Origin of the sequence: Pseudomonas sp. SCPG-7 (assembly GCF_002156405.1) — a bacterium.
Lineage (GTDB): Bacteria > Pseudomonadota > Gammaproteobacteria > Pseudomonadales > Pseudomonadaceae > Aquipseudomonas > Aquipseudomonas parakoreensis.
On the sequence record NZ_MVOO01000003.1, the window covers coordinates 477,488 to 499,391 of the forward strand.

The following is a 21,904-nucleotide window of genomic DNA, read 5'->3' on the forward strand; positions in this document are numbered from 1 at the left end:
TCTATGGTGACGCCGTTCCAGGCTCAGGAACCGCAATGACCAAAGTCGACTTCTACATCCTGCCCAGCGCCGACCCTTCGGCTCGCCTGGACTTTGCCTGCAAGCTCACCGAAAAAGCCTGGCGTATGGGCCATCGCATCTACCTGCATTGCAGCGATGCTGCTCAGCGTGATGATCTCGATGCGCGCCTGTGGGCGTTCAAGGGTGAAACGTTCGTGCCGCACGGCCCTGCCGAGAGCGAGCCGGATGGTTTGATCGTGCTGGGACTGAGCGCAGACTGCGGCGAGCATCAGGATCTGCTGGTCAACCTCGACCTGAAAATCCCGGCCTTCGCCAGCAAATTCGCCCGCGTGGCGGAAGTGGTGGTGGAAGATCCGACGATTCGCGCGGCGGCACGGGAGAGTTTCCGTTTCTACCGCGAACAGGGCTATCCTCTGCAAGATCACCGTTTACAGCGACTCTGAGTACGCCGATGGACACTCCAAAACCGCTGCAAAAGCCTGCGCACCTGCTGGACGATCTCGAATCGATCCGCCAGTTGCTCGGCGATGACAACCTGCAACCGCCGCTGCTGACCGACACGGTCGATGACGGTGAACAGGAACAGATTCCGATGCTGTTCGAGGCCGTCGACGCCACGCCGCCGACCATCGAACCGCCACCTGCTCCGGCTCCGGCACCCGCTGCCGCACCTGTGGATAAAGGCCCGGACGCGCTGCTGCACCTGGACAGCGAACTGCGCGCCGCCGCGCAGTTGATCATGCAGGACGTGATCGACGACTTCGCACCGCACATCGAAACCGAAATCAAACGCCGCCTCGAGGCGCGGATGGAACGGCTCCTCAGCCAGTACGAATAACCCGGCCCCCGGTATTTTGTGGCGTGGGAGCTTGCTCCCGCTGGGGTGCGAAGCGCCCCCAAAACCATCCAACAGTGTTTTGTCCGCGAAGCCTGCGTGGCAGTGTTTACGACTGCTGCGCAGCCGAGCGAGAGCAAGCTCCCTCGCCACAGAGTTCGCGACCACATTTAGAGCTCCATCCGGCCCGCCCCGCTCGCCCTCGGCCCCATGCCCCGCTATACTTCCCGGCTTTTCCTGAATAAATGCCAATAGGGTCCCGCCGCGCATGGATAAGACCTACCAGCCGCACGCCATTGAAACTTCCTGGTACAACACCTGGGAGTCCGAGAACTATTTCGCACCGCAAGGCGCGGGCGATTCCTACACCATCATGATCCCGCCGCCGAACGTCACCGGCAGCCTGCACATGGGTCACGGTTTCAACAACGCGATCATGGACGCCCTGATCCGTTTCCGCCGCATGCAGGGTCGCAACACCCTGTGGCAGCCGGGCACCGACCACGCAGGTATCGCCACGCAGATGCTGGTGGAGCGTCAACTGGAAGCCACCGGGCAGAACCGCCACGACCTGGGCCGCGAGAAATTCCTCGAGAAAGTCTGGGAGTGGAAGGATCAGTCCGGCGGCAACATCAGCCGTCAGATCCGCCGCCTCGGCTCGTCCGTGGACTGGAGCCGCGAGCGCTTCACCATGGACGACGGTCTCTCGGAAGCGGTCAAGGAAGCCTTCGTACGCCTGCACGAAGACGGTCTTATCTACCGCGGCAAGCGTCTGGTCAACTGGGACACCAAGCTGCACACGGCGATTTCCGACCTCGAAGTGGAAAACCACGACGAAAAAGGTTTCCTGTGGAACCTCAAGTACCCGCTGGCCGACGGCGCGAAAACCGCTGAAGGTAACGATTTCCTGATCGTCGCGACCACCCGTCCGGAAACCATGCTCGGCGACTCCGCCGTCGCGGTTAACCCGAACGACGAACGCTACAAAGCCCTGATCGGCAAATTCGTCGAGCTGCCACTGGTTGGCCGCCGCATCCCGATCATCGCCGACGATTACTGCGATCCTGAATTCGGCACCGGCTGCGTGAAGATCACCCCGGCCCACGATTTCAACGACTACGAAGTCGGCAAGCGCCACAACCTGCCGCTGCTGAACATCTTCGACAAGAACGCCAACGTGCTGCCCGCAGCCCAGGTGTTCAACCTTGACGGCACGTTGAACCACAGCATCGACGGCAAGATCCCGGCCGAGTACGCCGGTCTCGAGCGTTTCGAAGCGCGCAAGCAGATCGTCGCTGCGTTCGACGCCGCCGGCCTGCTGGTCAGCGTCGACGATCACAACCTGAAAGTGCCGAAAGGCGACCGTTCCGGCACCGTGATCGAGCCGTGGCTGACCGACCAGTGGTACGTGTCGACCAAGCCTCTGGCCGAGCCGGCGATTGCCGCCGTTGAAGACGGCCGCATCCAGTTCGTGCCGAAGCAATACGAAAACATGTACTTCTCGTGGATGCGCGACATCCAGGACTGGTGCATCAGCCGTCAGCTGTGGTGGGGCCACCGGATTCCGGCCTGGTACGACGAGGCGGGCAAGGTCTACGTCGGTCGCGACGAAGCCGAAGTGCGTGCCAAGCACAACCTCGGCCCGGACGTTGCGCTGCAACAGGACAACGACGTGCTCGACACCTGGTTCAGCTCGGGTCTGTGGACGTTCTCCACTCTGGGTTGGCCGGAAAAGACCGAGTTCCTGAAGAAATTCCACTCCACCGACGTGCTGGTCACCGGTTTCGACATCATTTTCTTCTGGGTTGCCCGGATGATCATGCTGACGATGCACCTGATCAAGAACGAGGACGGCACCCCGCAAGTACCGTTCAAGACCGTTTACGTGCACGGCCTGGTGCGTGATGGCCAGGGCCAGAAGATGTCCAAGTCCAAGGGCAACGTCCTGGACCCGCTGGACATCATCGACGGTATCGAGCTGGAAGCCCTGGTGCAGAAACGCACCTCCGGCATGATGCAGCCGAAACTGGCGAAGAAGATCGAGAAGCAGACCCGCGACGAGTTCGCCGACGGCATCGCCAGCTACGGCACCGACGCCCTGCGCTTCACCTTCTGCTCGCTGGCGTCCACCGGTCGCGACATCAAGTTCGACATGGGCCGCGTCGAAGGCTATCGCAACTTCTGCAACAAGATCTGGAACGCCGCGCGTTATGTTCTGGACAAGGGCGAAGACTGCGGCCAGAACGGCGAAGCCTACGAGCTGTCGCTGGCGGATCGCTGGATCATCTCGCAACTGCAGCGCACCGAAGCCGAAGTGACCCGTCAACTGGATCAGTTCCGTTTCGACCTCGCCGCGCAAGCGCTGTACGAGTTCATCTGGAACCAGTACTGCGACTGGTACCTGGAACTGTCCAAGCCAGTGCTGTGGGACGAAAACGCGCCGGTCGAGCGTCAGCGCGGCACCCGTCGCACGCTGGTGCGCGTGCTGGAAGTGGCACTGCGTCTGGCGCACCCGTTCATGCCGTTCATCACTGAAGAAATCTGGCAGCGCATCGCGCCGCTGGCCGGTATTCAGGGCAAGACGATCATGCTGCAGCCTTGGCCAGTGGCCAACGAAGAGCGCATCGATCCGGCCGCCGAAGACGACATCGAATGGCTCAAAGGCCTGATGCTCGGCACGCGCAACATTCGTGGCGAGATGAACATCGGCCCGGGCAAACCGCTGCCGATCTACCTGAAGAACGTCAGCGCTGAAGACCAGCGTCGTCTGACCGAGAACGAAGCGCTGCTGAAGAAGCTGGCGCGTCTGGAATCGATCACCGTGCTGGCCGCTGGCGAAGAAGCACCACTGTCCGCCACCGCGCTGGTTGGCGAGATGGAAGTGCTGGTGCCGATGGCCGGCCTGATCGACAAGGGCGCCGAGCTGGCGCGTCTGGACAAGGAAATCCTGCGTCTGCAAGGTGAAGTCCAGCGAGTTGGCGGCAAGCTGTCGAACGCCGGTTTCGTTGACAAGGCGCCGGCCGAAGTCATCGAGAAGGAACGCGCCAAACTGGCCGAGGCTGAACAGGCCTTGGGCAAACTGGCCGAGCAACATGCGCGGATTTCCAGCCTGTAAGGGCAAGCCGCAATGAAAAAGGGAGGCCAAGTGGCCTCCCTTTTTTATTCCAGAACACCAATCCCCTGTAGGAGCTGCCGAAGGCTGCGATCTTTTGACTTTGATTTTTTTAAAAACAAGATCAAAAGATCGCAGCCTTCGGCAGCTCCTACATGCGTTCGGCGCATGACTCATCAATGTGGGACAATACCCGCCACTTTCAGCCATACCCGAATCGATCACACCCATGAACGCCCCCCGCACCCCCAAACCTGCGCGCAAGAAACCTGATGCCGCGACCCCGGCCAAAGCCGTCGAGCCGCGTGAAAAGGCCAGCCTGCACCCGCGCAATCGCCACCAGGGTCGCTACGACTTCCCGGCGCTGATCAAGACCACGCCGGAACTGGCGAAGTTCGTGATCACCAACCCGTACGGCAAGGAAAGCATCGACTTCGCCAGCCCCGACGCGGTGCGCGTGTTCAACCGGGCGCTGCTCAAGGCGTTCTATGGCATCGAGCATTGGGACATCCCGGCCGATTACCTCTGCCCACCGGTACCGGGCCGTGCCGATTACGTGCACTTTCTTGCGGACCTGCTGGCCAGCATGAACGACGGCAAGGTGCCGCGCGGTGCAATCGTCAACGTGCTGGACATCGGCATGGGCGCCAACTGCGTTTATCCGCTGATCGGCAATAGCGAATACCGCTGGCACTTCCTCGGCTCGGAAATCGACCCGACCGCCGTGGCTGCCGCCCGAGCCATCGTCCAGTCCAACGGCCTGAACAAGGTGATCCAGCTGCGCCAGCAGGAAAACCGCAAACACATCCTGATTGGCCTGCTGGAACCGGGTGAGCGCTTTGACCTGACCATGTGCAACCCGCCGTTCCACGCCTCGATGGAGGAGGCAACCAAGGGCAGCGAGCGCAAATGGCGCGCACTGGGCAAGGCTGATCCGAAACGCAAACTGCCGGTGCTGAACTTCGGTGGTCAGTCTGCCGAGCTGTGGTGTGAAGGTGGTGAAGCGCGTTTCGTGACCCAACTGATCGCCGAGAGCGCGAACTTCCAGCACAAGGTGCTGTGGTTCAGCACCCTGGTCTCGAAAGCCTCGAACCTGCCGGCCATCGAAACCGCCCTGAAAAAGGCCGGCGTGCTGGAAAGCCAGGTGGTGGAGATGTCGCAGGGGCAGAAACAGAGCCGCTTCGTGGCGTGGACCTTCCAGACCAAGTCCGAGCAGCAGATCTGGCGTCGCGAGCGCTGGGTCCGCTAAACATTGCATCGCCGGACACAAATCAATTGTGGGAGCGAGCTTGCTCCGGGCGGCGCTCCGACGAATGCGGCGCATCAGTCAATTCGACTTTGACTGACACACTGCTTTCGCGAGCAAGCTCGCTCCCACAAAGGTTTGCGGAGTTCAGGAGTCAGTCGCCAAATCGCAGGCACAAAAAAACCGTGCCCGGATCGCTCCGGTGCACGGTTTTTTTATCGCTGCGTCTTACTTGTTCACAGCGTCGGTCAGGCCTTTGGCCACAACCAGCTTGATCACTTTCTTGGCAGGGATTTCGATGGCAGCGCCAGTCGAAGGGTTACGGCCAGTGCGGGCAGGACGCTCGGTCACTTTCAGCTTGCCGATACCTGGCAAGGTGATTTCGCCGCCGTTTTCCAGCTGATCGGCAACGATTTGGCCCAGTTGGTCCAGAGCGTTACGCGCGGTGGTTTTCGGCGCGTCGATAGCTTCAGCGATGTCGGCGATCAGTTGGTCTTTAGTAAGAGCCATGTAGTGTTCCTTCCCTATCAAATTCATATGGATTGCAGAGTGCAGTGTCAGCCATCGAGCCCGATCTTCTGGATCTGGCACCCTCGGCGATAACCACGACGAGTCGGGTTATAGATACCGAAATCAGGGTTTGGTTCGACCTGACAAATGCTGATTGCACGCTTAACGCAGTGACTTCGCGTAAGACCGGGCAAAACTAGCACAGAGACGGGGAAATATCCGCCTCTAGCTACCCATTTGGTCAGGTTTATTGCTCTAAATCGGTAAAAAACTGCATAAGGGCGGCCACCCGCCCCGGATTTGCCCTTCACCCCGCGCCAAAACCAGTGGTTGCGGTACACTGGGCGCTTTTTCGGGGGAGCCCGCCCTCCTCCCTTCCACCAGCCGAGAAGCCCATGCCGATCCGTCATTGCATCGTCCACCTGATCGACAAAAAACCCGACGGCACGCCCGCAGTTCTGCACGCCCGTGACTCCGAACTGGCTGAGTCCGCGGCCATCGAGAACATGCTTGCCGACCTCAACGAGAGCTACAACGCCAAGCAAGGCAAAGCCTGGGGCCTGTTCCATCCGGAATCCGGCGCGTTTCCGTTCAGCGGCTGGCTGAAGGAATACATGGAAGGCGGCAAGGACTTCGCCGCGTTCAGCAAGGTTGCGGTCGAGCATCTGCAGAAACTGATGGAAGAGTCGAACCTGTCGGTCGGCGGCCACGTGCTGTTCGCCCACTATCAGCAAGGCATGACCGACTACCTGGCGATTGCCCTGCTGCACCACAGCGAAGGCGTGGCGGTGACCGATGAGCTGGACGTCACCCCGTCGCGTCACCTCGACCTCGGCCAATTGCACCTGGCGGCGCGGATCAACGTCTCCGAGTGGCAGAACAACAAGCAGTCCAAGCAGTACATCTCGTTCATCAAGGGCAAGAACGGCAAGAAGGTTTCGGAATACTTCCGCGACTTCATCGGCTGCCAGGAAGGCGTCGACGGCCCGGGCGAGACGCGCACGCTGCTCAAGGCCTTCAGCGACTTCGTCGAAAGCGAAGACCTGCCGGAAGACTCCGCCCGCGAGAAAACCAAGACCCTGGTCGATTACGCCAGCAGTCAGGCCAAGCTCGGCGAGCCGATGGGCCTGGAAGAGCTGTCGGAGCTGATCGACGAAGAACGGCCGAAAGCCTTCTACGATCACATCCGCAACAAGGACTACGGTCTGTCGCCGGAAATTCCGGCGGACAAACGCACCCTCAACCAGTTCCGCCGCTTCACCGGCCGCGCCGAAGGCCTGTCAATCAGCTTTGAAGCGCACCTGCTGGGTTCGAAGATCGAATACGACGAAGAGGCCGGCACCCTGATCATCAAGGGCCTGCCGACCTCGCTCACCGATCAGCTCAAGCGCCGTAACTGATGCTGGGCAATGTGCTGAAGAAGGTTGCGCTGGTTCTGCTGGTGGTGGTGATCTATCAGAACTGGGGCAAGATCGAGCGGGTGTTCAACCCGTCGCAGGTGGTCTCTGAGCAGACGCGGGCGCAGGCCCGTGTCGTGCTGTATGCCACCGACTGGTGCGGCTACTGCAAGCAGACCAAGCGCTTTCTCGACAGCAAGGGGATTCCTTTCAAGGAATTCGACATCGATAAGGACGCCGAGGCGCGCAAGGCGTATGAGGCGCTGGGTGGACGCGGGATTCCGCTGATCGACGTGAATGGCACGTTGATTCGCGGGTTTGACCCGGACGAGATCCTCGCTGCCCTGAAATAACACACACCTGTGGCGAGGGAGCTTGCTCCCGCTGGGCTGCGGAGCGGCCCGCGCTTTTCCGGGCGAGCGCGCGTTCGCAGGTTTACGACTGCTGCGCAGTCGAGCGGGAGCAAGCTCCCTCGCCACAGGATGTTGTGTGTAACCGTTACTTGGCTTCGATGCGGAAACCAAAGCGCGGGAAGTGCACGTGCACCACGCCACCACGCGGGTCTTCGCGGCGCAGGATCAGCTCTTCGCGGCCAGCAAACAGCAACTCGCCTTCCACCGGATCCACCCCGTAGTCGATGGCAGCAATCGCCACCTGCTGCCCGGCCTTGAACCCGTTCGGATCGACAAATCGCTCATCCGGCAGCGCCGCCGGCGTCGAGGTGCGCGCCACTTCCAGCGCCGCTTCGGCGGTCATTTCGCTCGCGGCGCCATGGCCAAAGCCCAGCACACGCCCAAGCCAGGCCGTCACGGCCGGATATTCATCGACCAACGGCGCAGTGACGTGCGTCGCCTTGAGGAACCACAGCGGATGCGCCAAGGCGAAGTCGGCAATCGATGGCTCACCGAACAGGAAGTCGCCCTGCTCGCGCTGCAACTGCTGCTCCAGGCGCGCCATGATCGTTGGCCATTGGTGTTTGGCCTGTTCGGCCGGCAACCGCGTGGCGCTGCCACCACTGAACAGACCGGCACGGTCAGCGATAAACGCCTTGATCGCCTCCGGCGGCAACTTGCCGAAACGTACCGCCACCGATTCCGGCTGGAACACCAGGCTGACCGCATGCTGGAACACCACCGAATCGGCCCATGCCGCGAAGCTGGCGCTGGTCATTTCCTGACCTTCCGGGAAAAACGCCGGCAGGGCTTTTTCCTGCTCCAGACGACGGGCGATCAACGAGGTGTCGCAATAGATGTCCGCGCCGATCTGCAACACTGGAGTCTTGCGGTAGCCGCCAGTCAGCGCGGTCAGATCCGGCTTGGGCATCACCGGCGAGATGTGCACCGAGCGCCAGGACAAGCCTTTGAAGCCCAACAGGAGGCGAGCCTTTTCGGCAAATGGAGAGGTCGGGTAATGATGCAGAATCAACTCGGACATGCTCGGCTCCGCCGCACAGAAAGTGAATCGGCAGCTTAGCGTGCATTTGATTAGCAGCCTACAGATCTGGCTGATGGGAACCGATCAGTCAGATTGATAAGACGCCACCAGACATTCCTTGGCGCTCTTGCGCAGCTTCTTGATCAAGCGTTCCTGGCGCAACGCATCGCTCTTGTCGCGGCAACGTTCGGTGTAGACCAGCGCCATCGCCGGGCTGGACAGGAAGAACCGCGCGCCCTTGCCGCTTTGATGCTTGGCGAAGCGGCGCACCGGGTCGTCGCTGATCCCGCAGTACAGCGAGCCATTGGCCGCGCGCACGAGGTAGACGAACCAGGACTTGCTCACGGGTTCGACAACATCAACCGTTTTTTCGCTGAGGCTGGTCACTTCGGGATCTGGACGTGTAGGAAACAGGCCGCGATCTTATCAGCGACCGGCCTGAAATGCCTTCAGCCCTTTCAGCGCCTGCGCCCGGACGGCGTTGCGTACCAGCGGTGTCCAGCCCAGCAGCAAGCCCTTGAAACCCAACGCCTGACGCGACCAGCGCCACAGGTCGAAATGGTCGTGGTGCTCGCAGATCTTGCCGTCACGAAAGACGAAGCGCGCCTGGATATCGTTGATCACCACGTTGCCGGTCTGGCTGAACAGGTAAGTGGCCACCCAGTGAGCGCCGCCGCTGCGCTCGTCAGCACGGACATTGTCGAAGGTCAGGGAAAAGTCCTTGGCGCGAGTGGTGAGCATGCGCCACATGTCGCCGGCATCGCGCCCGCGCAGTTCACCGAAGGCCGGATCGCTGAACACCACATCGTCGGTATAGCACGCGGCCATGGCCTCGGCGTCGAGGCGCTGGAAGGCTTGGTAGAAGCGGGTGATCAGGGCGGCGTGGGCTTCGCTCATGGGCAAACTCCGGGGAATGGACAGATTGCCAGCACGATAAGCTGCAAATCGCAGAAACACTATCGGCATTCGCAAAGCGAATACCACGCAAGATTTAAAGCACCGCAAAAACTGTGGGAGCGAGCCTGCTCGCGAAGAGGCCGGCACATTAAACACGATCTGTGCCTGAACCACTGTATTCGCGAGCAGGCTCGCTCCCACATGGGATATCACTGGCCCCACAAAAGGGTTACGCGTCAGATCTTTTCGCTTTGCACTTGCACGTACAGTGCCCGGCCGGCACCAAGGCCGGCAATGATCGCACCGGTGCCGATGATGCCGAAAATCCAGCCTACGGCATTCCAGCCGCCAGTCCAGTCATGCACCACGCCGACGGCGAACGGCCCCATCGACGCCAAGGTGTAGCCGAAGCCCTGGGACATGCTCGACAGGTTCGCCGCCACGTGCGAATCCCGCGAGCGCAGCACGATCAGGGTCAGCGCCAGACTGAACGTACCGCCCTGCCCCAGCCCCAACAGAATCGCCCAGCCCCACAGCCCTTCAATCGGCGCGTACAGGCAACCGAACAGACCGCCGAGGGTCAGCGCCATCACCACCACGATCGCCAGGCGCTGATCCTTGCCCCGGGTCGCCAGCCACGGTGCCGCGAGGGAGCTGGCGAGCTGAATGATCACCGAACCGGACAGCACCAGGCCGGCCTGGGTCGGAGTCAGGCCACGACCGATCAGGATCGACGGCAACCAGCCGAACACGATGTACGCCAGCGAGGATTGCAGGCCCATGTACAACGTCACTTGCCAGGCCAGCGGATCGCGCAGCAGCCCACGCACCCGATAGGCGACGTGGTGTGCGCCGTGTTTCTGCCCGACTTGCGGCAGCCAGAACAGCGCTGCCACCAGCGCCGGGATCACCCAGAAACCCAGGCCCAGCGCCCAGCTGTGGTCGAAGTGTTCGCTCAATGGCACGGTGGAACCCGCTGCCATTGCCGCGCCCAGGCACAGGGCCATGGTGTAGACGCCGGTCATGGTTCCGGCGTGTTTGGCGAAGTCGCGTTTGACAATGCCCGGCAGCAATACACCGATGATGCCGATGCTCGCGCCACCCAGCACACTGCCGGCGAACAGCCCGATCTCACCGAAGTTGCTGCGCACAATGATTCCGGCGGCCAGGGTCAGCAGAATCCCCAGCACCACCCGTTCGGCGCCGAAACGCCGCGCCAGAATCGGCGCCAGCGGCGCGAACAGTCCCAGGCACAACACCGGCAACGTGGTCAGCAAACCGGCCTTAGCCGCAGACAGACCAAGGCTTTTCGACACTTCGCTGAGCAGCGGCGCCATGCTCGACAGCGCCGGGCGCAGGTTCAGTGCCACCAGAATCAGCCCCAGCAGCAACAGCCACGGCCGGCGCACCAGTGGATGGCTTTGCTGTACTTGTTCGTCGTCAGCCTCGGCGTCGATCAGCAGCTCTTCGAGCTCCGCCGTGCGCTTGGGGGTTGAAAAGTTTTTCTCGCTTTCAAGGTTCATTGATCAACTGCCTCGATATGGCTTTGGCCCGTTCCGGGTCGCGTTGTTCGACCGCATCGAGCAACTCGATGTGCAGGTCGAATACTTCCTGACGGCGCGGGACGATGTTCAGCGTCTGGCGCAATTGCGCGCCGACGATGCTGGAGAAATAGCGATACAGCTCGCTGAGGGTCGGGTTGTGCGCGGCGTCCACCAGACGGCGATGGAACACCAGATCGCAGGCAATGTAAGTGTCGAGATCGCCGTGGTAGTGGCTGCCGCTGGTGCCGAGCGCTTCGCGCAATGCGGCGAGATCTTCATCGGTGCGGCGCAACGCGGCCAAGCCAATCGCCTCGACTTCGAGGATGTGCCGGGTCTCGCGCGCCTGCTCCAGCGAGCAACGGGACAATGCCTTGAGCGTGTCCATCGGATCGACCACTGCGCGCAAATAACTGCCATCGCCCTGCCGGATTTCGATCAACCCGGAAAACGCCAGCACGCGCATGGCTTCACGCACGGTGTTGCGGCTGATGCCCAGCTCGGCGCACAGCTCAGGCTCGGTCGGCAGCCGTTCGCCGACCTGCCACACGCCATCGGTGATGCGTTGGCGCAGTTGATCCAAGGCCTGATCGACCAGGGATCGCTTGATCAAAGGTGAGATGTCTGTCATGAAATTCGCCCTTTCATCCAATCATAGGATGAATTTTCTGACATCTTAGTCAGATGCTCCAGTTCACACAACCCCGGGTAGGAGCTGCCGCAGGCTGCGATCTTTTGATCTTGTGCTTAACGATCAACGTCAAAAGATCGCAGCCTGCGGCAGCTCCTACAGGGGAAAATGAAAATCGCAGGCAAAAGAAAACCCGGCACAGGGCCGGGTTTGTCTGGTGCATCAACCTGAATCAATGCAGGATCTGGCTCAGGAACAGTTTGGTGCGGTCATTCTGCGGGTTGTCGAAGAAGTCGTTCGGCGCCGCCTGTTCGACGATTTCACCCTTGTCCATGAAGATCACCCGGTTGGCCACGGTGCGGGCGAAGCCCATTTCGTGGGTCACGCAGAGCATGGTCATGCCGTCCTCGGCGAGACCGATCATGGTGTCCAGCACCTCTTTCACCATCTCCGGGTCGAGTGCCGAAGTCGGTTCGTCGAACAGCATGATTTTCGGTTTCATGCACAGCGCGCGGGCAATCGCCACACGCTGTTGCTGACCGCCGGACAGTTGCCCCGGGAATTTATGCGCCTGCTCCGGAATGCGTACGCGCTCCAGGTAATGCATGGCGATTTCTTCGGCCTTGCGCTTGGGCATCTTGCGCACCCACATCGGCGCCAGCGTGCAGTTCTGCAGGATGGTCAGGTGTGGGAACAGGTTGAAGTGCTGGAACACCATGCCGACTTCGCGGCGGATCGCTTCGATCTGCTTGAGGTCGTTGGTCAGCTCCACGCCATCAACCACGATGCGGCCCTGCTGGTGTTCTTCCAGGCGATTGAGGCAGCGGATGGTGGTCGACTTGCCGGAGCCCGACGGACCGCACAGAACAATACGCTCGCCCTGCTTGACGTTGAGGTTGATGTCTTTCAGCACGTGGAACTGGCCGTACCACTTGTTCACGCCCTGCATCTGGATAATGCCTTCAGGGCCCACAGGCTTTTTGATTGCTTCGCTCATTTACAGAGAACTCCTAACGCTTGTGGCCAGTGTCGAGCTTGCGTTCCAGATGCATGGAATAGCGCGACATACCAAAACAGAAAATCCAGAACACCAGGGCGGCGAACACGTAGCCTTCGGTGGCCATGCCCAGCCATTTCGGATCGGCAGCGGCTTGCTTGACGCTGTTGAGCAGGTCGAACAGGCCGATGATGATCACAAGGCTGGTGTCCTTGAACAGCGCAATGAAGGTGTTGACGATGCCCGGGATCACCAGCTTCAGGGCTTGCGGCAGAATCACCAGACCCATGGCGCGCCAGTAACCGAGGCCCATCGCCGCAGCCGCTTCGTACTGACCTTTGGGGATCGCTTGCAGACCACCGCGCACTACTTCGGCGACGTAGGCCGACTGGAACAGAATCACCCCGATCAGCGCCCGGAGCAGCTTGTCGAAGTTCATGCCTTCGGGCAGGAACAGCGGCAGCATCACCGAGGACATGAACAGCACCGTGATCAACGGCACGCCGCGCCAGAACTCGATGAACGTCACGCAGACCACGCGAATCGCCGGCATGTTCGAGCGACGGCCCAGTGCCAGAATGATCCCCAGCGGCAAGGCGCCGGCGATACCGACGGTGGCGATGACCAGGGTCAGCATCAGGCCGCCCCACTGGCTGGTTGCCACGGCATCGAGGCCGAACACGCCGCCATGCAGCAGGCACCAGGCGACGATCGGGTAGATCACCAGGAAACTCAGGCCGTACACCGCTTTACGCGGGAAGCGCGAGATGAACAGCGGCGCCACGCCGAGCACTGCCAGCCAAACAGTGAGGTCTACACGCCAGCGCAGTTCCACCGGGTAGTAGCCGTACATGAACTGGCCGAAACGCTGCTGAATGAACACCCAGCAGGCGCCGTCCTTGGTGCAGTCGGCGCGGGTGGTGCCGACCCAGTTGGCGTCGAGGATCGCCCAGCTGAGGATCGGCGGCACGACGAGATAAATCAGGTAAAACGCAAACAGGGTCAGCAGAGTGTTGAGCCAGCTGGAGAACATGTTGGCGCGTATCCACGCCATCGGGCCGAAAACCTTGGCCGGCGGTGGCATGTCGGGTTTGAAAGTATGGGTTGTCATGCGCTATTCCTCACCGCTCGATCAGCGCAATGCGCTTGTTGTACCAGTTCATCAGCAGGGAAATGCTGATACTGATCGCCAGGTACACGCTCATGGTGATGGCAATGACTTCGATCGCCTGACCGGTCTGGTTGAGCACGGTGCCGGCGAACAGCGAAACCATTTCCGGATAACCGATACCGGCGGCCAGCGACGAGTTCTTCGCCAGGTTCAGGTATTGGCTGGTCAGCGGCGGAATGATGACCCGCAGGGCTTGCGGAATGATCACCTTGCGCAGGGTCGGGCCGTTGCGCAAGCCGAGCGAACGCGCCGCTTCGGTCTGGCCATGGCTGACCGACTTGATCCCGGAACGAACGATTTCCGCGATGAATGCTGCGGTGTACACGGTCAACGCCAGGGTCAACGCCAGCAGTTCCGGGATCAGCACCCAGCCACCAACGAAGTTGAAGCCCTTGAGTTGCGGCATTTCCCAGTGCAGGGGTGCACCGAAGATCAGCGCGCACAAGGTCGGGATCACCAGCAGGATCGCCAGGCCGGTCCAGAACTTGTGGAATGGTTCGCCGGTGTCTTCGAATCGCTTGTTGGCCCAGCGGCACATCAGCACGATGGCGACGATGGCCAGCACCACGCTGATGAAGAATGCCCAGAAGCCGTCAGCCATTTGCGCGGCCGGCATGTTCAGGCCCCGGCTGCTGACAAAGAAGGTGTCACCGAAGTTGTGGCTGTTACGCGGTCCCGGCATGGTCAGGAACACCGCGAAGTACCAGAACAGGATCTGCAGCAGCGGCGGAATGTTGCGGAACACTTCCACGTACACGGTCGCCAGTTTGCTGATGATCCAGTTCGGCGACAGCCGCGCCACACCGATGATGAAGCCCAGCAGGGTCGCCAGGATCACGCCGATGAAGGTCACCAACAGGGTGTTGAGCAAGCCGATCACGAACACCCGAGCGTAACTGTCCGCTTCGGTGTAGGAGATCAGGTGCTGAGCGATGCCGAACCCGGCACTGCGCTCGAGAAAGTCGAAACCGGAGGTGATGCCCCGGTGTTGAAGGTTGGTCTGGGTGTTGTCGAACAGATACCAGCCCATGGCGACCACCGCCACGACGGTGATGATCTGAAACAGCCACGCACGCACTCGCGGATCGCTGAGGCTGAACCTCTGCTTTGGTGCGCCGATTGAATTTTGCATGAAGTGCCCCGGAAAAAATGGAACAGAACATCACCCGGCGGTTGGCCCGCCGGGTGATAGAACCATTAGCGCACTGGTGGTGCGTACTGAATGCCGCCGTTGGTCCACAGCGCGTTCAGGCCACGGTCGATTTCCAGCGGAGTGCTCTTGCCGAGGTTTTTCTCGAAGATTTCACCGTAGTTACCGACCTGCGAAACGATTTTCACAACCCAGTCCTTCGGCAGTTTCAAGTCCTTGCCGTATTCACCGTCAGCACCCAGCAGTCGAGCGACGTCCGGGTTCTTGGTGGATTTGGCTTCTTCCAGCACGTTTTTCGAAGTCACGCCGGCTTCTTCAGTGTTCAGCAGCGCGTAGCCAACCCAGCGAACAATCGCCAGCCACTCGTCGTCGCCATTACGCACGACCGGGCCCAGTGGTTCTTTGGAGATGGTTTCCGGCAGCACCACGTAGTCTTTCGGCGACGCTAGTTTGCTGCGCTGTGCGTACAGCTGCGACTTGTCGGAGGTCAGCACGTCGCAACGACCGGATTCCAGCGACTTGGCGCTTTCATCGGAGGTGTCGAAGGTGATCGGGGTGTATTTCAGGCCGTTGGCGCGGAAGTAGTCGGAGACGTTCAGTTCGGTGGTGGTACCGGCCTGGATGCAGATGGTTGCACCGTCCAGTTCCTTGGCACTTTTCACGCCCAGCTTGTTGTTGGCCAAGAAGCCCACACCGTCGTAGTAAGTGATGAAGCCCGGGAATTTCAGGCCCATACCGGCGTCACGCGAGCTGGTCATGGTGGTGTTGCGCGAGAGCAGGTCGATTTCGCCGGACTGCAGCGCGGTGAAGCGCTCCTTGGCGTTCAACTGGCTGAACTTGACCTTGTTGGCGTCGCCGAATACGGCAGCGGCCACAGCGCGGCAAACGTCAGCGTCGATCCCGAGAATCTTGCCCGAGGCGTCCGGCACCGAGAAACCCGGCAGACCGTCGCTCACGCCGCATTGCACGAAACCTTTCTTCTGCACGGCATCCAGGGTTGCACCCGCCTGAGCGAACCCGCTGACGCCGAGTACTGCTGCAGCAGTCACGACCGCCAGAGTGGATTTCAACATCTTCATTCAAACCTCCAGTTTTGCTCTTGTTGTGTCGGAGCTTGAGTCCAGTCGCACCCTTTTGAGGCGTTGTTGACCCGTGTTGGCTTTTTTGGGGTCAACCGACGTAAGACCTTCGCTATGAGTCTAGTAGGAGAAAATCCACATCATGGACAACTCACTTCTCACCAGTCGGCCGAACGGGCTGTAGCCCTTTCACGTTCGCGTTGCCCGTAGCGGCCATTGGCGAACATCCATCACCGGATTCTTTGCAATCCCTTCGCACGACGTACACTGATAGTGTTACCGCCACACGCGAGATCGGTTGCACGCTTAGAGCCATAGCAAAGCCCGTACCACACCGCCTGCTGAAGCGATTGCGCGACAGGTCAATAGCAAAACTTGTAGCCTTGCGACATCTTCTTAACGGATCGACCGGGCGCGCACCTCAATCACGCACTTAATGAGAGCGCCCGCACATTTTTGGAGCAGCCATGACCGAGCCCCTGATTCTTGAACCCGTAAAGCCCGCAGACGCCTGCGTGATCTGGCTGCACGGCCTCGGCGCGGATCGCTATGACTTTCTGCCGGTCGCCGAAGCGCTGCAGGAAAGCCTGCTGAGCACGCGCTTCGTATTACCGCAAGCGCCAACCCTGCCCGTCACCATCAACGGCGGTTACGCGATGCCGAGCTGGTACGACATAAAGGCCATGAGTCCGGCGCGGGCGATTGATCGTGAGCAACTGGAAGAATCGTCAGAGCGCATCGTCAAACTGATCGATGTGCAGCGCGCGGCCGGGATAGACGCCTCGCGGATTTTTCTCGCCGGGTTTTCCCAGGGTGGCGCCGTTGTTCTGCACACCGCTTATATAAAGTGGCAAGGTCCGTTGGGTGGCGTACTTGCCCTGTCCACTTATGCCCCGACCTTCACCGATGAAATGGAGCTTTCAGCCAGTCAGCAGCGTATTCCTGCGCTGTGCCTGCACGGCCAGTTCGATGGCGTGGTGCAGAACTCGATGGGACGCAGCGCCTATGAGCATCTGCTGAAGCATGGTGTCACCGTGACATGGCAGGAATACCCAATGGAGCACGAAGTGTTACCCGAAGAAATTCGCGACATCGGGGTCTGGCTGGGTGAACACCTGCGTTGATCGTTTCAGTTCGAACGTCCCTTTGATCATCCCACTACGCCGAGCCCGCTTCTTGCATTACACTGGCCGGCGTACATTCCTTAACCAATTGATGAGATGACCGTGCTCAAAGCACTCAAGAAAATGTTCGGCAAAAGCGAGGCTGAGCAGCTCGCGCCAGCCCCCAGTGCGCCCTCACGCGCCCCCGGCCCTCGCAGCGATACGCCCAAAGCCGAACGTCCGGCACCGGTAGCGACACCTCAGCCCGAGCCGCAGCCTGCCATCGCCACCGAATCTGTCCGCGCCGAAGCACCGAAACCGCCTCGGCCGCGCCGCGAACCGAAGCCCAAGGCACCGGTCATTCCCTGGAAACTCGAAGATTTCGTCGTCGAACCCCAAGAAGGCAAAACCCGCTTCCACGATTTCAAACTCGCTCCGGAACTGATGCACGCCATTCAGGACCTGGGCTTTCCATACTGCACACCGATTCAGGCGCAGGTGCTGGGTTTCACCCTCGCCGGCAAAGACGCCATCGGCCGCGCGCAGACCGGTACCGGCAAGACGGCCGCGTTCCTGATCTCGATCATCACCCAGCTGTTGCAGACCCCGCCGCCGAAAGAACGCTACATGGGCGAACCCCGTGCACTGATCATCGCGCCGACCCGTGAGCTGGTGGTGCAGATCGCCAAGGATGCTGCCGACCTGACCAAGTACACCGGCCTCAACGTGATGACGTTCGTTGGCGGCATGGACTTCGACAAGCAGCTCAAGCACCTCGAAGCGCGCCACTGCGACATTCTCGTTGCCACTCCGGGCCGTCTGCTCGACTTCAACCAGCGCGGCGACGTGCACCTGGACATGGTCGAAGTGATGGTGCTGGACGAAGCCGACCGCATGCTCGACATGGGTTTCATCCCGCAAGTGCGGCAGATCATTCGCCAGACTCCGCCGAAGTCCGAGCGTCAGACCCTGCTGTTCTCCGCGACCTTCACCGAAGACGTGATGAACCTGGCCAAGCAATGGACCACCGATCCGGCAATCGTCGAAATCGAAGTCACCAACGTGGCCAACGAAAACGTCGAACAGCACATCTATGCGGTGGCCGCGGCTGACAAATACAAATTGCTCTACAACCTGGTCAACGACAACGGCTGGGAACGCGTGATCGTCTTCGCCAACCGCAAGGACGAAGTGCGCCGCATCGAAGAGCGCCTGGTGCGCGACGGCATCAACGCCGCGCAACTGTCCGGCGACGTGCCGCAGCACAAGCGCATCAAGACCCTCGAAGGCTTCCGCGAAGGCAAGATCCGCGTACTGGTGGCCACCGATGTCGCCGGTCGCGGCATCCACATCGACGGCATCAGCCACGTGATCAACTTCACCCTGCCGGAAGTCCCGGACGACTACGTACACCGCATCGGCCGTACCGGTCGCGCGGGCGCCGACGGCGTGTCGATCAGCTTCGCCGGTGAGGACGACTCGTACCAGTTGCCGTCCATCGAAGAGAAGCTCGGCCGCAAGATCAGCTGCGAAACACCGCCGACGCACCTGCTGCGCGCAGTAGAACGCAAGCGTCCGCAGCCGCAGTAAGCAACTTGTAACGCAAAAAGCGCAGCCGGCAACGGACTGCGCTTTTTTTTGCCCGACGTTTTCACCAGGCGCTTGCGATAGATATCTAAAAGTCCATAATGGACAAATAAGTTCATATCCAGACCGCGGAGCCTGACATGTCCAGTACACCCTACGTGATCGACCACACTCAGGCCCGCGAGCTGCTGGCGCGCATCGACGTGCCGCAGACCCTGCGCAAACTGTTCCGCGACCTCGCCGCCGGCCACGCCGTGCAACCGGCGCAGCAGTTGGTGGAGTTTCCACAGGGCGCCGGCGACTTCATCAATTATCTGGGGGTGCTGGCCGAGGACGGCTTGTACGGCGTGAAAACCTCGCCGTACATCGTCCGCGAGCAAGGGCCACTGGTGACAGCGTGGACGCTGTTGATGTCAATGCAAACCGGCCAGCCACTGCTGCTGTGCGACGCCGGCGAACTGACCACCGCCCGTACCGCTGCGACCACCGCCGTGGCGGTCGACGCCCTCGCCCCGCTGAATGCCACACGACTGGCGATCATCGGCAGCGGCAAGGTTGCCCAGGCGCATCTGCATTACGTGAAAGGGCTGCGCGACTGGCAGCGCATCAGCGTGTATTCGCCGAGTCTGTCTGAAGACGCTGAAACCCGGGCGCTGCTGAAAGAGATCTACCCCGGAGTGACCATTGCCGACAGCCGCACAACCGCCCTCGCCGAGGCCGACGTGATCATGCTCTGCACCTCGTCCGCCGGCCCGGTCATCGACCCGGCCAGCTTGAGCAAACCGGCACTGATCACCTCCATCAGCACCAACGCTCCGCGCGCCCATGAGGTGCCCCCACAGAGCTTGGGCGACATGCAGGTGTTCTGTGACTATCGGCTGACCACGCCGGGTTCGGCGGGTGAAATGCTGATCGCCGCCGAGCAGCATGGCTGGAACAAGGATTTGATCATCGGCGACCTGGCCGATCTGCTCAGCGAGAAAGTGCCGCGTCCCGGTTACGACCGTCACGTATTTTTCCGTTCAATTGGCCTGGGCCTGGAAGACATTGCACTGGCCAATGCGATTTATCTCTTAACCCGCTAACACCAAATATCCCATGTGGGAGCGAGCCTGCTCGCGAATGCGGTCTGACATTCACCGAAGATGTCGACTGATACACCGCTTTCGCGAACAGGCTCGCTCCCACAGGGGAATAGTGAACGCCTTGATATTGCGTAAACACCGGAGACCTTTCATGAGCCAGGCAGATTTCATCATCATCGGCGGCGGGATTGCCGGCGCTTCCACCGGTTTCTGGCTGTCGCCCCACGCCAAAGTGATCGTGCTCGAACGTGAATCGCACCCGGCCTATCACTCCACCGGGCGCTCTGCCGCGCTGTACACCGCCGCCTACGGTACGCCGCAGGTGCGCGCGCTGACGCTGGCCAGCCGCGAGTTTTTCGACCATCCGCCGAGCGGTTTCTGTGAGCACCCATTGCTGACGCCACGCGGCGAAATGACCGTGGATTTCAGCGGTGATGCCGCCGAGCTGAACAATCAGTACCTCAGTGCCAAAGCCACGGTGCCAGAAATGCAACTGCTCAGCGCCGATGAAGCCTGCGCTCGCCTGCCAATACTGCGTCGGGAAAAAGTCCACGGCGCGATCTACGACCCGACCGCCAGCGACATCGACACCGACGCCCTGCATCAGGGCTACCTGCGCGGTATCCGCCGCAACAACGGCCAGGTGCACACCGATTGCGAAGTGCTGGGCCTGCGTCGTGACACTGACGGCCAGTGGCAAGTGCAGACCAACGGTCAGACCTTCAGCGCGCCGGTCATCATCAACGCCGCCGGCGCCTGGGCCGACCAGATCGGCGCACTGGCCGGTGCACAAGCGCTGGGCCTGCAACCCAAGCGCCGCGCGGCGTTCATTTTCGCCGGTCCCGAGGGCGTGGACATTCATCACTGGCCGATGCTGGTCAGCCTCGATGAGTCGTTCTATATGAAGCCCGACGCCGGTATGTTCCTCGGCTCGCCGGCCAACGCCGACCCGGTCGAACCCCACGACGTGCAGCCGGAAGAGCTGGACATCGCCATGGGCATCTACCAGATCGAAGAGGCCACGACCCTGACCATTCGCCGCCCGACCCGCACCTGGGCCGGGCTGCGCAGTTTCGTTGCCGACGGGGACTTGCTCAGCGGTTTCGATCCGCAGGTGCCGGGGCTGTTCTGGGTCGCCGCCCAGGGTGGCTACGGCATTCAGACTTCGCCGGCCATGGGCCAGGCCAGTGCGGCATTGGTACGCGGTGAAGCCTTGCCTGAACATCTGCAGCAGTTCGGCCTGAGCAGCGCCATGCTCTCCCTCGCAAGGCTCGGCTGAACCCCTTGGCGGATGACGCGCCCAACGGATTGCGGCACACTCGCAGCGCCCCCGTGCACGGGGGCGTTGACGCCGCCTGGAGCTCCACAAACATGACCGCCCCCGAATTCGATCCGGCACTGGATAATTTCCGTGCCATCGCCGACGCCATCGCCACGCTGTTCTTTCCCCACGCCGAAGTGGTGCTGCACGACTTGCGCACGCAAAAGGTCGACTACATCGCCAACAACTTGTCCAAACGCGAGATCGGCGACGATTCATCGCTTGAAGACATGCTCAGCGAGGAGGTCAGTGAGCGCAACATCGGTCCGTACGAAAAGCTCAATTGGGACGGCCAGAAGATACGCAGCCTGAGCACCGTGCTGCGCGACAGCGAAGAGCGGCCACTGGCGGTGCTGTGCATCAACCTGAATATTTCGTTGTTCGAGAATGCCAAGGCTGCGCTGGACCTGTTCCTGTCGCCGAGCAAACTGATCCCGCAGCCGGATTCACTGTTTCGCGATGACTGGCAGGAGCGCATCAATACCTTCCTCCACGCCTGGCTGCGCGAGCGCCAGCTGAGCCTGAATCTGCTGACCCGCGATCACAAGCGCGAACTGGTGCTGGCGCTGCATGCCGAAGGCGCGTTCAAGGGCAAGAGCGCCTCGAACTATGTGGCCAATGTGCTGAACATGGGGCGAGCGACGGTGTACAAGCATTTGAAGGAATTGAAGGGCTGAAGATCTGCATTGGCAGTTCCGGCCCCATCGCTGGCAAGCCAGCTCCCACAGTTTTTTGGTGTACACAAAATCTGTGCACGACTCGGTCACTGTGGGAGCTGGCTTGCCAG

21 protein-coding genes are annotated in these 21,904 nt (G+C 60.9%); 11 read left to right on the top strand and 10 right to left on the bottom strand.

All coding sequences use genetic code 11. The annotated features are described in order from the left end of the window. Positions 1–35: 35 nt before the first annotated feature. The 4 genes from B1722_RS09125 to rlmF all read left to right on the top strand — a co-directional run bounded on the left by B1722_RS09125 (position 36) and on the right by rlmF (position 5,217). Positions 36–464: a DNA polymerase III subunit chi gene (locus B1722_RS09125; RefSeq protein WP_041064748.1), complete on the top strand. Its 429-nt coding sequence runs from the start codon at positions 36–38 to the stop codon at positions 462–464. 8 nt (positions 465–472) lie between these two features. Further along, positions 473–859, top strand: a complete 387-nt coding sequence (locus tag B1722_RS09130; protein WP_041064751.1) for a hypothetical protein — start codon at positions 473–475, stop codon at positions 857–859. A 265-nt stretch (positions 860–1,124) separates the two neighbouring features. After that, positions 1,125–3,971, top strand: coding sequence for a valine--tRNA ligase (locus tag B1722_RS09135; protein WP_041064754.1), 2,847 nt, complete (start codon positions 1,125–1,127; stop codon positions 3,969–3,971). 226 nt (positions 3,972–4,197) lie between these two features. Next, entirely contained in the window at positions 4,198–5,217 is a 1,020-nt protein-coding gene (gene rlmF / locus B1722_RS09145) for a 23S rRNA (adenine(1618)-N(6))-methyltransferase RlmF (protein WP_041064757.1), read from the top strand. Between the two features lie 225 nt (positions 5,218–5,442). Here rlmF and B1722_RS09150 read toward each other — a convergent pair whose 3' ends face one another. Continuing rightward, complete coding sequence (locus tag B1722_RS09150; protein WP_003221909.1) at positions 5,443–5,724, bottom strand: HU family DNA-binding protein; 282 nt, start codon at positions 5,722–5,724, stop codon at positions 5,443–5,445. A 395-nt stretch (positions 5,725–6,119) separates the two neighbouring features. Between B1722_RS09150 and yejK the strand changes: the two genes are divergently transcribed. Together yejK and B1722_RS09160 are read left to right on the top strand one after the other, a co-directional pair. Continuing rightward, positions 6,120–7,124, top strand: coding sequence for a nucleoid-associated protein YejK (yejK, locus tag B1722_RS09155; RefSeq protein WP_027610948.1), 1,005 nt, complete (start codon positions 6,120–6,122; stop codon positions 7,122–7,124). After that, positions 7,124–7,474 carry a glutaredoxin family protein gene (locus B1722_RS09160; RefSeq protein WP_041064764.1) on the top strand — a complete coding sequence of 117 codons (351 nt, stop codon included), beginning with the start codon at positions 7,124–7,126 and terminating at the stop codon, positions 7,472–7,474. Before yejK ends, B1722_RS09160 begins: the two co-directional genes overlap by 1 nt. Positions 7,475–7,619: 145 nt before the next feature. On the opposite strand, the gene B1722_RS09165 is transcribed toward B1722_RS09160, so the two are convergent. The 9 genes from B1722_RS09165 to B1722_RS09205 form a co-directional block, all read right to left on the bottom strand. Further along, positions 7,620–8,555 carry a glutathione S-transferase family protein gene (locus tag B1722_RS09165; protein WP_041064767.1) on the bottom strand — a complete coding sequence of 312 codons (936 nt, stop codon included), beginning with the start codon at positions 8,553–8,555 and terminating at the stop codon, positions 7,620–7,622. 84 nt (positions 8,556–8,639) lie between these two features. Continuing rightward, positions 8,640–8,942 (bottom strand): GIY-YIG nuclease family protein, encoded by a 303-nt coding sequence (locus B1722_RS09170; protein ID WP_041064772.1) that lies wholly within the window; start codon positions 8,940–8,942, stop codon positions 8,640–8,642. 39 nt (positions 8,943–8,981) lie between these two features. Continuing rightward, positions 8,982–9,452 carry a nuclear transport factor 2 family protein gene (locus tag B1722_RS09175; RefSeq protein ID WP_003221901.1) on the bottom strand — a complete coding sequence of 157 codons (471 nt, stop codon included), beginning with the start codon at positions 9,450–9,452 and terminating at the stop codon, positions 8,982–8,984. A 236-nt stretch (positions 9,453–9,688) separates the two neighbouring features. Further along, entirely contained in the window at positions 9,689–10,975 is a 1,287-nt protein-coding gene (locus B1722_RS09180; RefSeq protein WP_041064775.1) for a CynX/NimT family MFS transporter, read from the bottom strand. After that, complete coding sequence (locus B1722_RS09185; protein ID WP_041064777.1) at positions 10,965–11,624, bottom strand: FadR/GntR family transcriptional regulator; 660 nt, start codon at positions 11,622–11,624, stop codon at positions 10,965–10,967. Before B1722_RS09185 ends, B1722_RS09180 begins: the two co-directional genes overlap by 11 nt. 232 nt (positions 11,625–11,856) lie before the next feature. Then, entirely contained in the window at positions 11,857–12,621 is a 765-nt protein-coding gene (locus B1722_RS09190) for an amino acid ABC transporter ATP-binding protein (RefSeq protein ID WP_003221897.1), read from the bottom strand. 13 nt (positions 12,622–12,634) lie between these two features. Further along, positions 12,635–13,732, bottom strand: coding sequence for an amino acid ABC transporter permease (locus tag B1722_RS09195; protein WP_041064780.1), 1,098 nt, complete (start codon positions 13,730–13,732; stop codon positions 12,635–12,637). Between the two features lie 10 nt (positions 13,733–13,742). Further along, positions 13,743–14,924, bottom strand: coding sequence for an amino acid ABC transporter permease (locus B1722_RS09200; protein ID WP_041064783.1), 1,182 nt, complete (start codon positions 14,922–14,924; stop codon positions 13,743–13,745). A 65-nt stretch (positions 14,925–14,989) separates the two neighbouring features. After that, a complete protein-coding gene (locus B1722_RS09205) occupies positions 14,990–16,021 on the bottom strand; it encodes an amino acid ABC transporter substrate-binding protein (RefSeq protein WP_007965188.1) in 1,032 nt (343 codons plus the stop codon). A 467-nt stretch (positions 16,022–16,488) separates the two neighbouring features. On the opposite strand from B1722_RS09205, the gene B1722_RS09210 reads away from it, so the two are divergent. From B1722_RS09210 to B1722_RS09230, 5 genes are all read left to right on the top strand, one after another. Beyond that, complete coding sequence (locus B1722_RS09210; RefSeq protein ID WP_041064786.1) at positions 16,489–17,145, top strand: alpha/beta hydrolase; 657 nt, start codon at positions 16,489–16,491, stop codon at positions 17,143–17,145. A 96-nt stretch (positions 17,146–17,241) separates the two neighbouring features. Beyond that, entirely contained in the window at positions 17,242–18,714 is a 1,473-nt protein-coding gene (gene rhlB, locus B1722_RS09215) for an ATP-dependent RNA helicase RhlB (RefSeq protein ID WP_041064789.1), read from the top strand. Between the two features lie 137 nt (positions 18,715–18,851). Beyond that, positions 18,852–19,796, top strand: coding sequence for an ornithine cyclodeaminase family protein (locus B1722_RS09220; protein WP_086792213.1), 945 nt, complete (start codon positions 18,852–18,854; stop codon positions 19,794–19,796). Between the two features lie 151 nt (positions 19,797–19,947). Then, the gene (locus B1722_RS09225) at positions 19,948–21,075 is read left to right on the top strand and encodes an FAD-binding oxidoreductase (RefSeq protein ID WP_086792215.1); all 1,128 of its coding nucleotides are present in this window, start codon (positions 19,948–19,950) and stop codon (positions 21,073–21,075) included. A 92-nt stretch (positions 21,076–21,167) separates the two neighbouring features. Continuing rightward, the gene (locus tag B1722_RS09230; RefSeq protein ID WP_047292678.1) at positions 21,168–21,794 is read left to right on the top strand and encodes a transcriptional regulator; all 627 of its coding nucleotides are present in this window, start codon (positions 21,168–21,170) and stop codon (positions 21,792–21,794) included. Positions 21,795–21,904 lie beyond the last annotated feature (110 nt).

Excerpts from the sequence above, each read along its gene's own strand:
- B1722_RS09125 (WP_041064748.1), top strand. The coding sequence starts at position 36 with ATGACCAAAGTCGACTTCTACATCCTGCCCAGCGCCGACCCTTCGGCT.
- B1722_RS09130 (WP_041064751.1), top strand. The coding sequence starts at position 473 with ATGGACACTCCAAAACCGCTGCAAAAGCCTGCGCACCTGCTGGACGAT.
- B1722_RS09135 (WP_041064754.1), top strand. The coding sequence starts at position 1,125 with ATGGATAAGACCTACCAGCCGCACGCCATTGAAACTTCCTGGTACAAC.
- rlmF (WP_041064757.1), top strand. The coding sequence starts at position 4,198 with ATGAACGCCCCCCGCACCCCCAAACCTGCGCGCAAGAAACCTGATGCC.
- B1722_RS09150 (WP_003221909.1), bottom strand. The coding sequence starts at position 5,724 with ATGGCTCTTACTAAAGACCAACTGATCGCCGACATCGCTGAAGCTATC.
- yejK (WP_027610948.1), top strand. The coding sequence starts at position 6,120 with ATGCCGATCCGTCATTGCATCGTCCACCTGATCGACAAAAAACCCGAC.
- B1722_RS09160 (WP_041064764.1), top strand. The coding sequence starts at position 7,124 with ATGCTGGGCAATGTGCTGAAGAAGGTTGCGCTGGTTCTGCTGGTGGTG.
- B1722_RS09165 (WP_041064767.1), bottom strand. The coding sequence starts at position 8,555 with ATGTCCGAGTTGATTCTGCATCATTACCCGACCTCTCCATTTGCCGAA.
- B1722_RS09175 (WP_003221901.1), bottom strand. The coding sequence starts at position 9,452 with ATGAGCGAAGCCCACGCCGCCCTGATCACCCGCTTCTACCAAGCCTTC.
- B1722_RS09180 (WP_041064775.1), bottom strand. The coding sequence starts at position 10,975 with ATGAACCTTGAAAGCGAGAAAAACTTTTCAACCCCCAAGCGCACGGCG.
- B1722_RS09185 (WP_041064777.1), bottom strand. The coding sequence starts at position 11,624 with ATGACAGACATCTCACCTTTGATCAAGCGATCCCTGGTCGATCAGGCC.
- B1722_RS09190 (WP_003221897.1), bottom strand. The coding sequence starts at position 12,621 with ATGAGCGAAGCAATCAAAAAGCCTGTGGGCCCTGAAGGCATTATCCAG.
- B1722_RS09195 (WP_041064780.1), bottom strand. The coding sequence starts at position 13,732 with ATGACAACCCATACTTTCAAACCCGACATGCCACCGCCGGCCAAGGTT.
- B1722_RS09200 (WP_041064783.1), bottom strand. The coding sequence starts at position 14,924 with ATGCAAAATTCAATCGGCGCACCAAAGCAGAGGTTCAGCCTCAGCGAT.
- B1722_RS09205 (WP_007965188.1), bottom strand. The coding sequence starts at position 16,021 with ATGAAGATGTTGAAATCCACTCTGGCGGTCGTGACTGCTGCAGCAGTA.
- B1722_RS09210 (WP_041064786.1), top strand. The coding sequence starts at position 16,489 with ATGACCGAGCCCCTGATTCTTGAACCCGTAAAGCCCGCAGACGCCTGC.
- rhlB (WP_041064789.1), top strand. The coding sequence starts at position 17,242 with ATGACCGTGCTCAAAGCACTCAAGAAAATGTTCGGCAAAAGCGAGGCT.
- B1722_RS09220 (WP_086792213.1), top strand. The coding sequence starts at position 18,852 with ATGTCCAGTACACCCTACGTGATCGACCACACTCAGGCCCGCGAGCTG.
- B1722_RS09225 (WP_086792215.1), top strand. The coding sequence starts at position 19,948 with ATGAGCCAGGCAGATTTCATCATCATCGGCGGCGGGATTGCCGGCGCT.
- B1722_RS09230 (WP_047292678.1), top strand. The coding sequence starts at position 21,168 with ATGACCGCCCCCGAATTCGATCCGGCACTGGATAATTTCCGTGCCATC.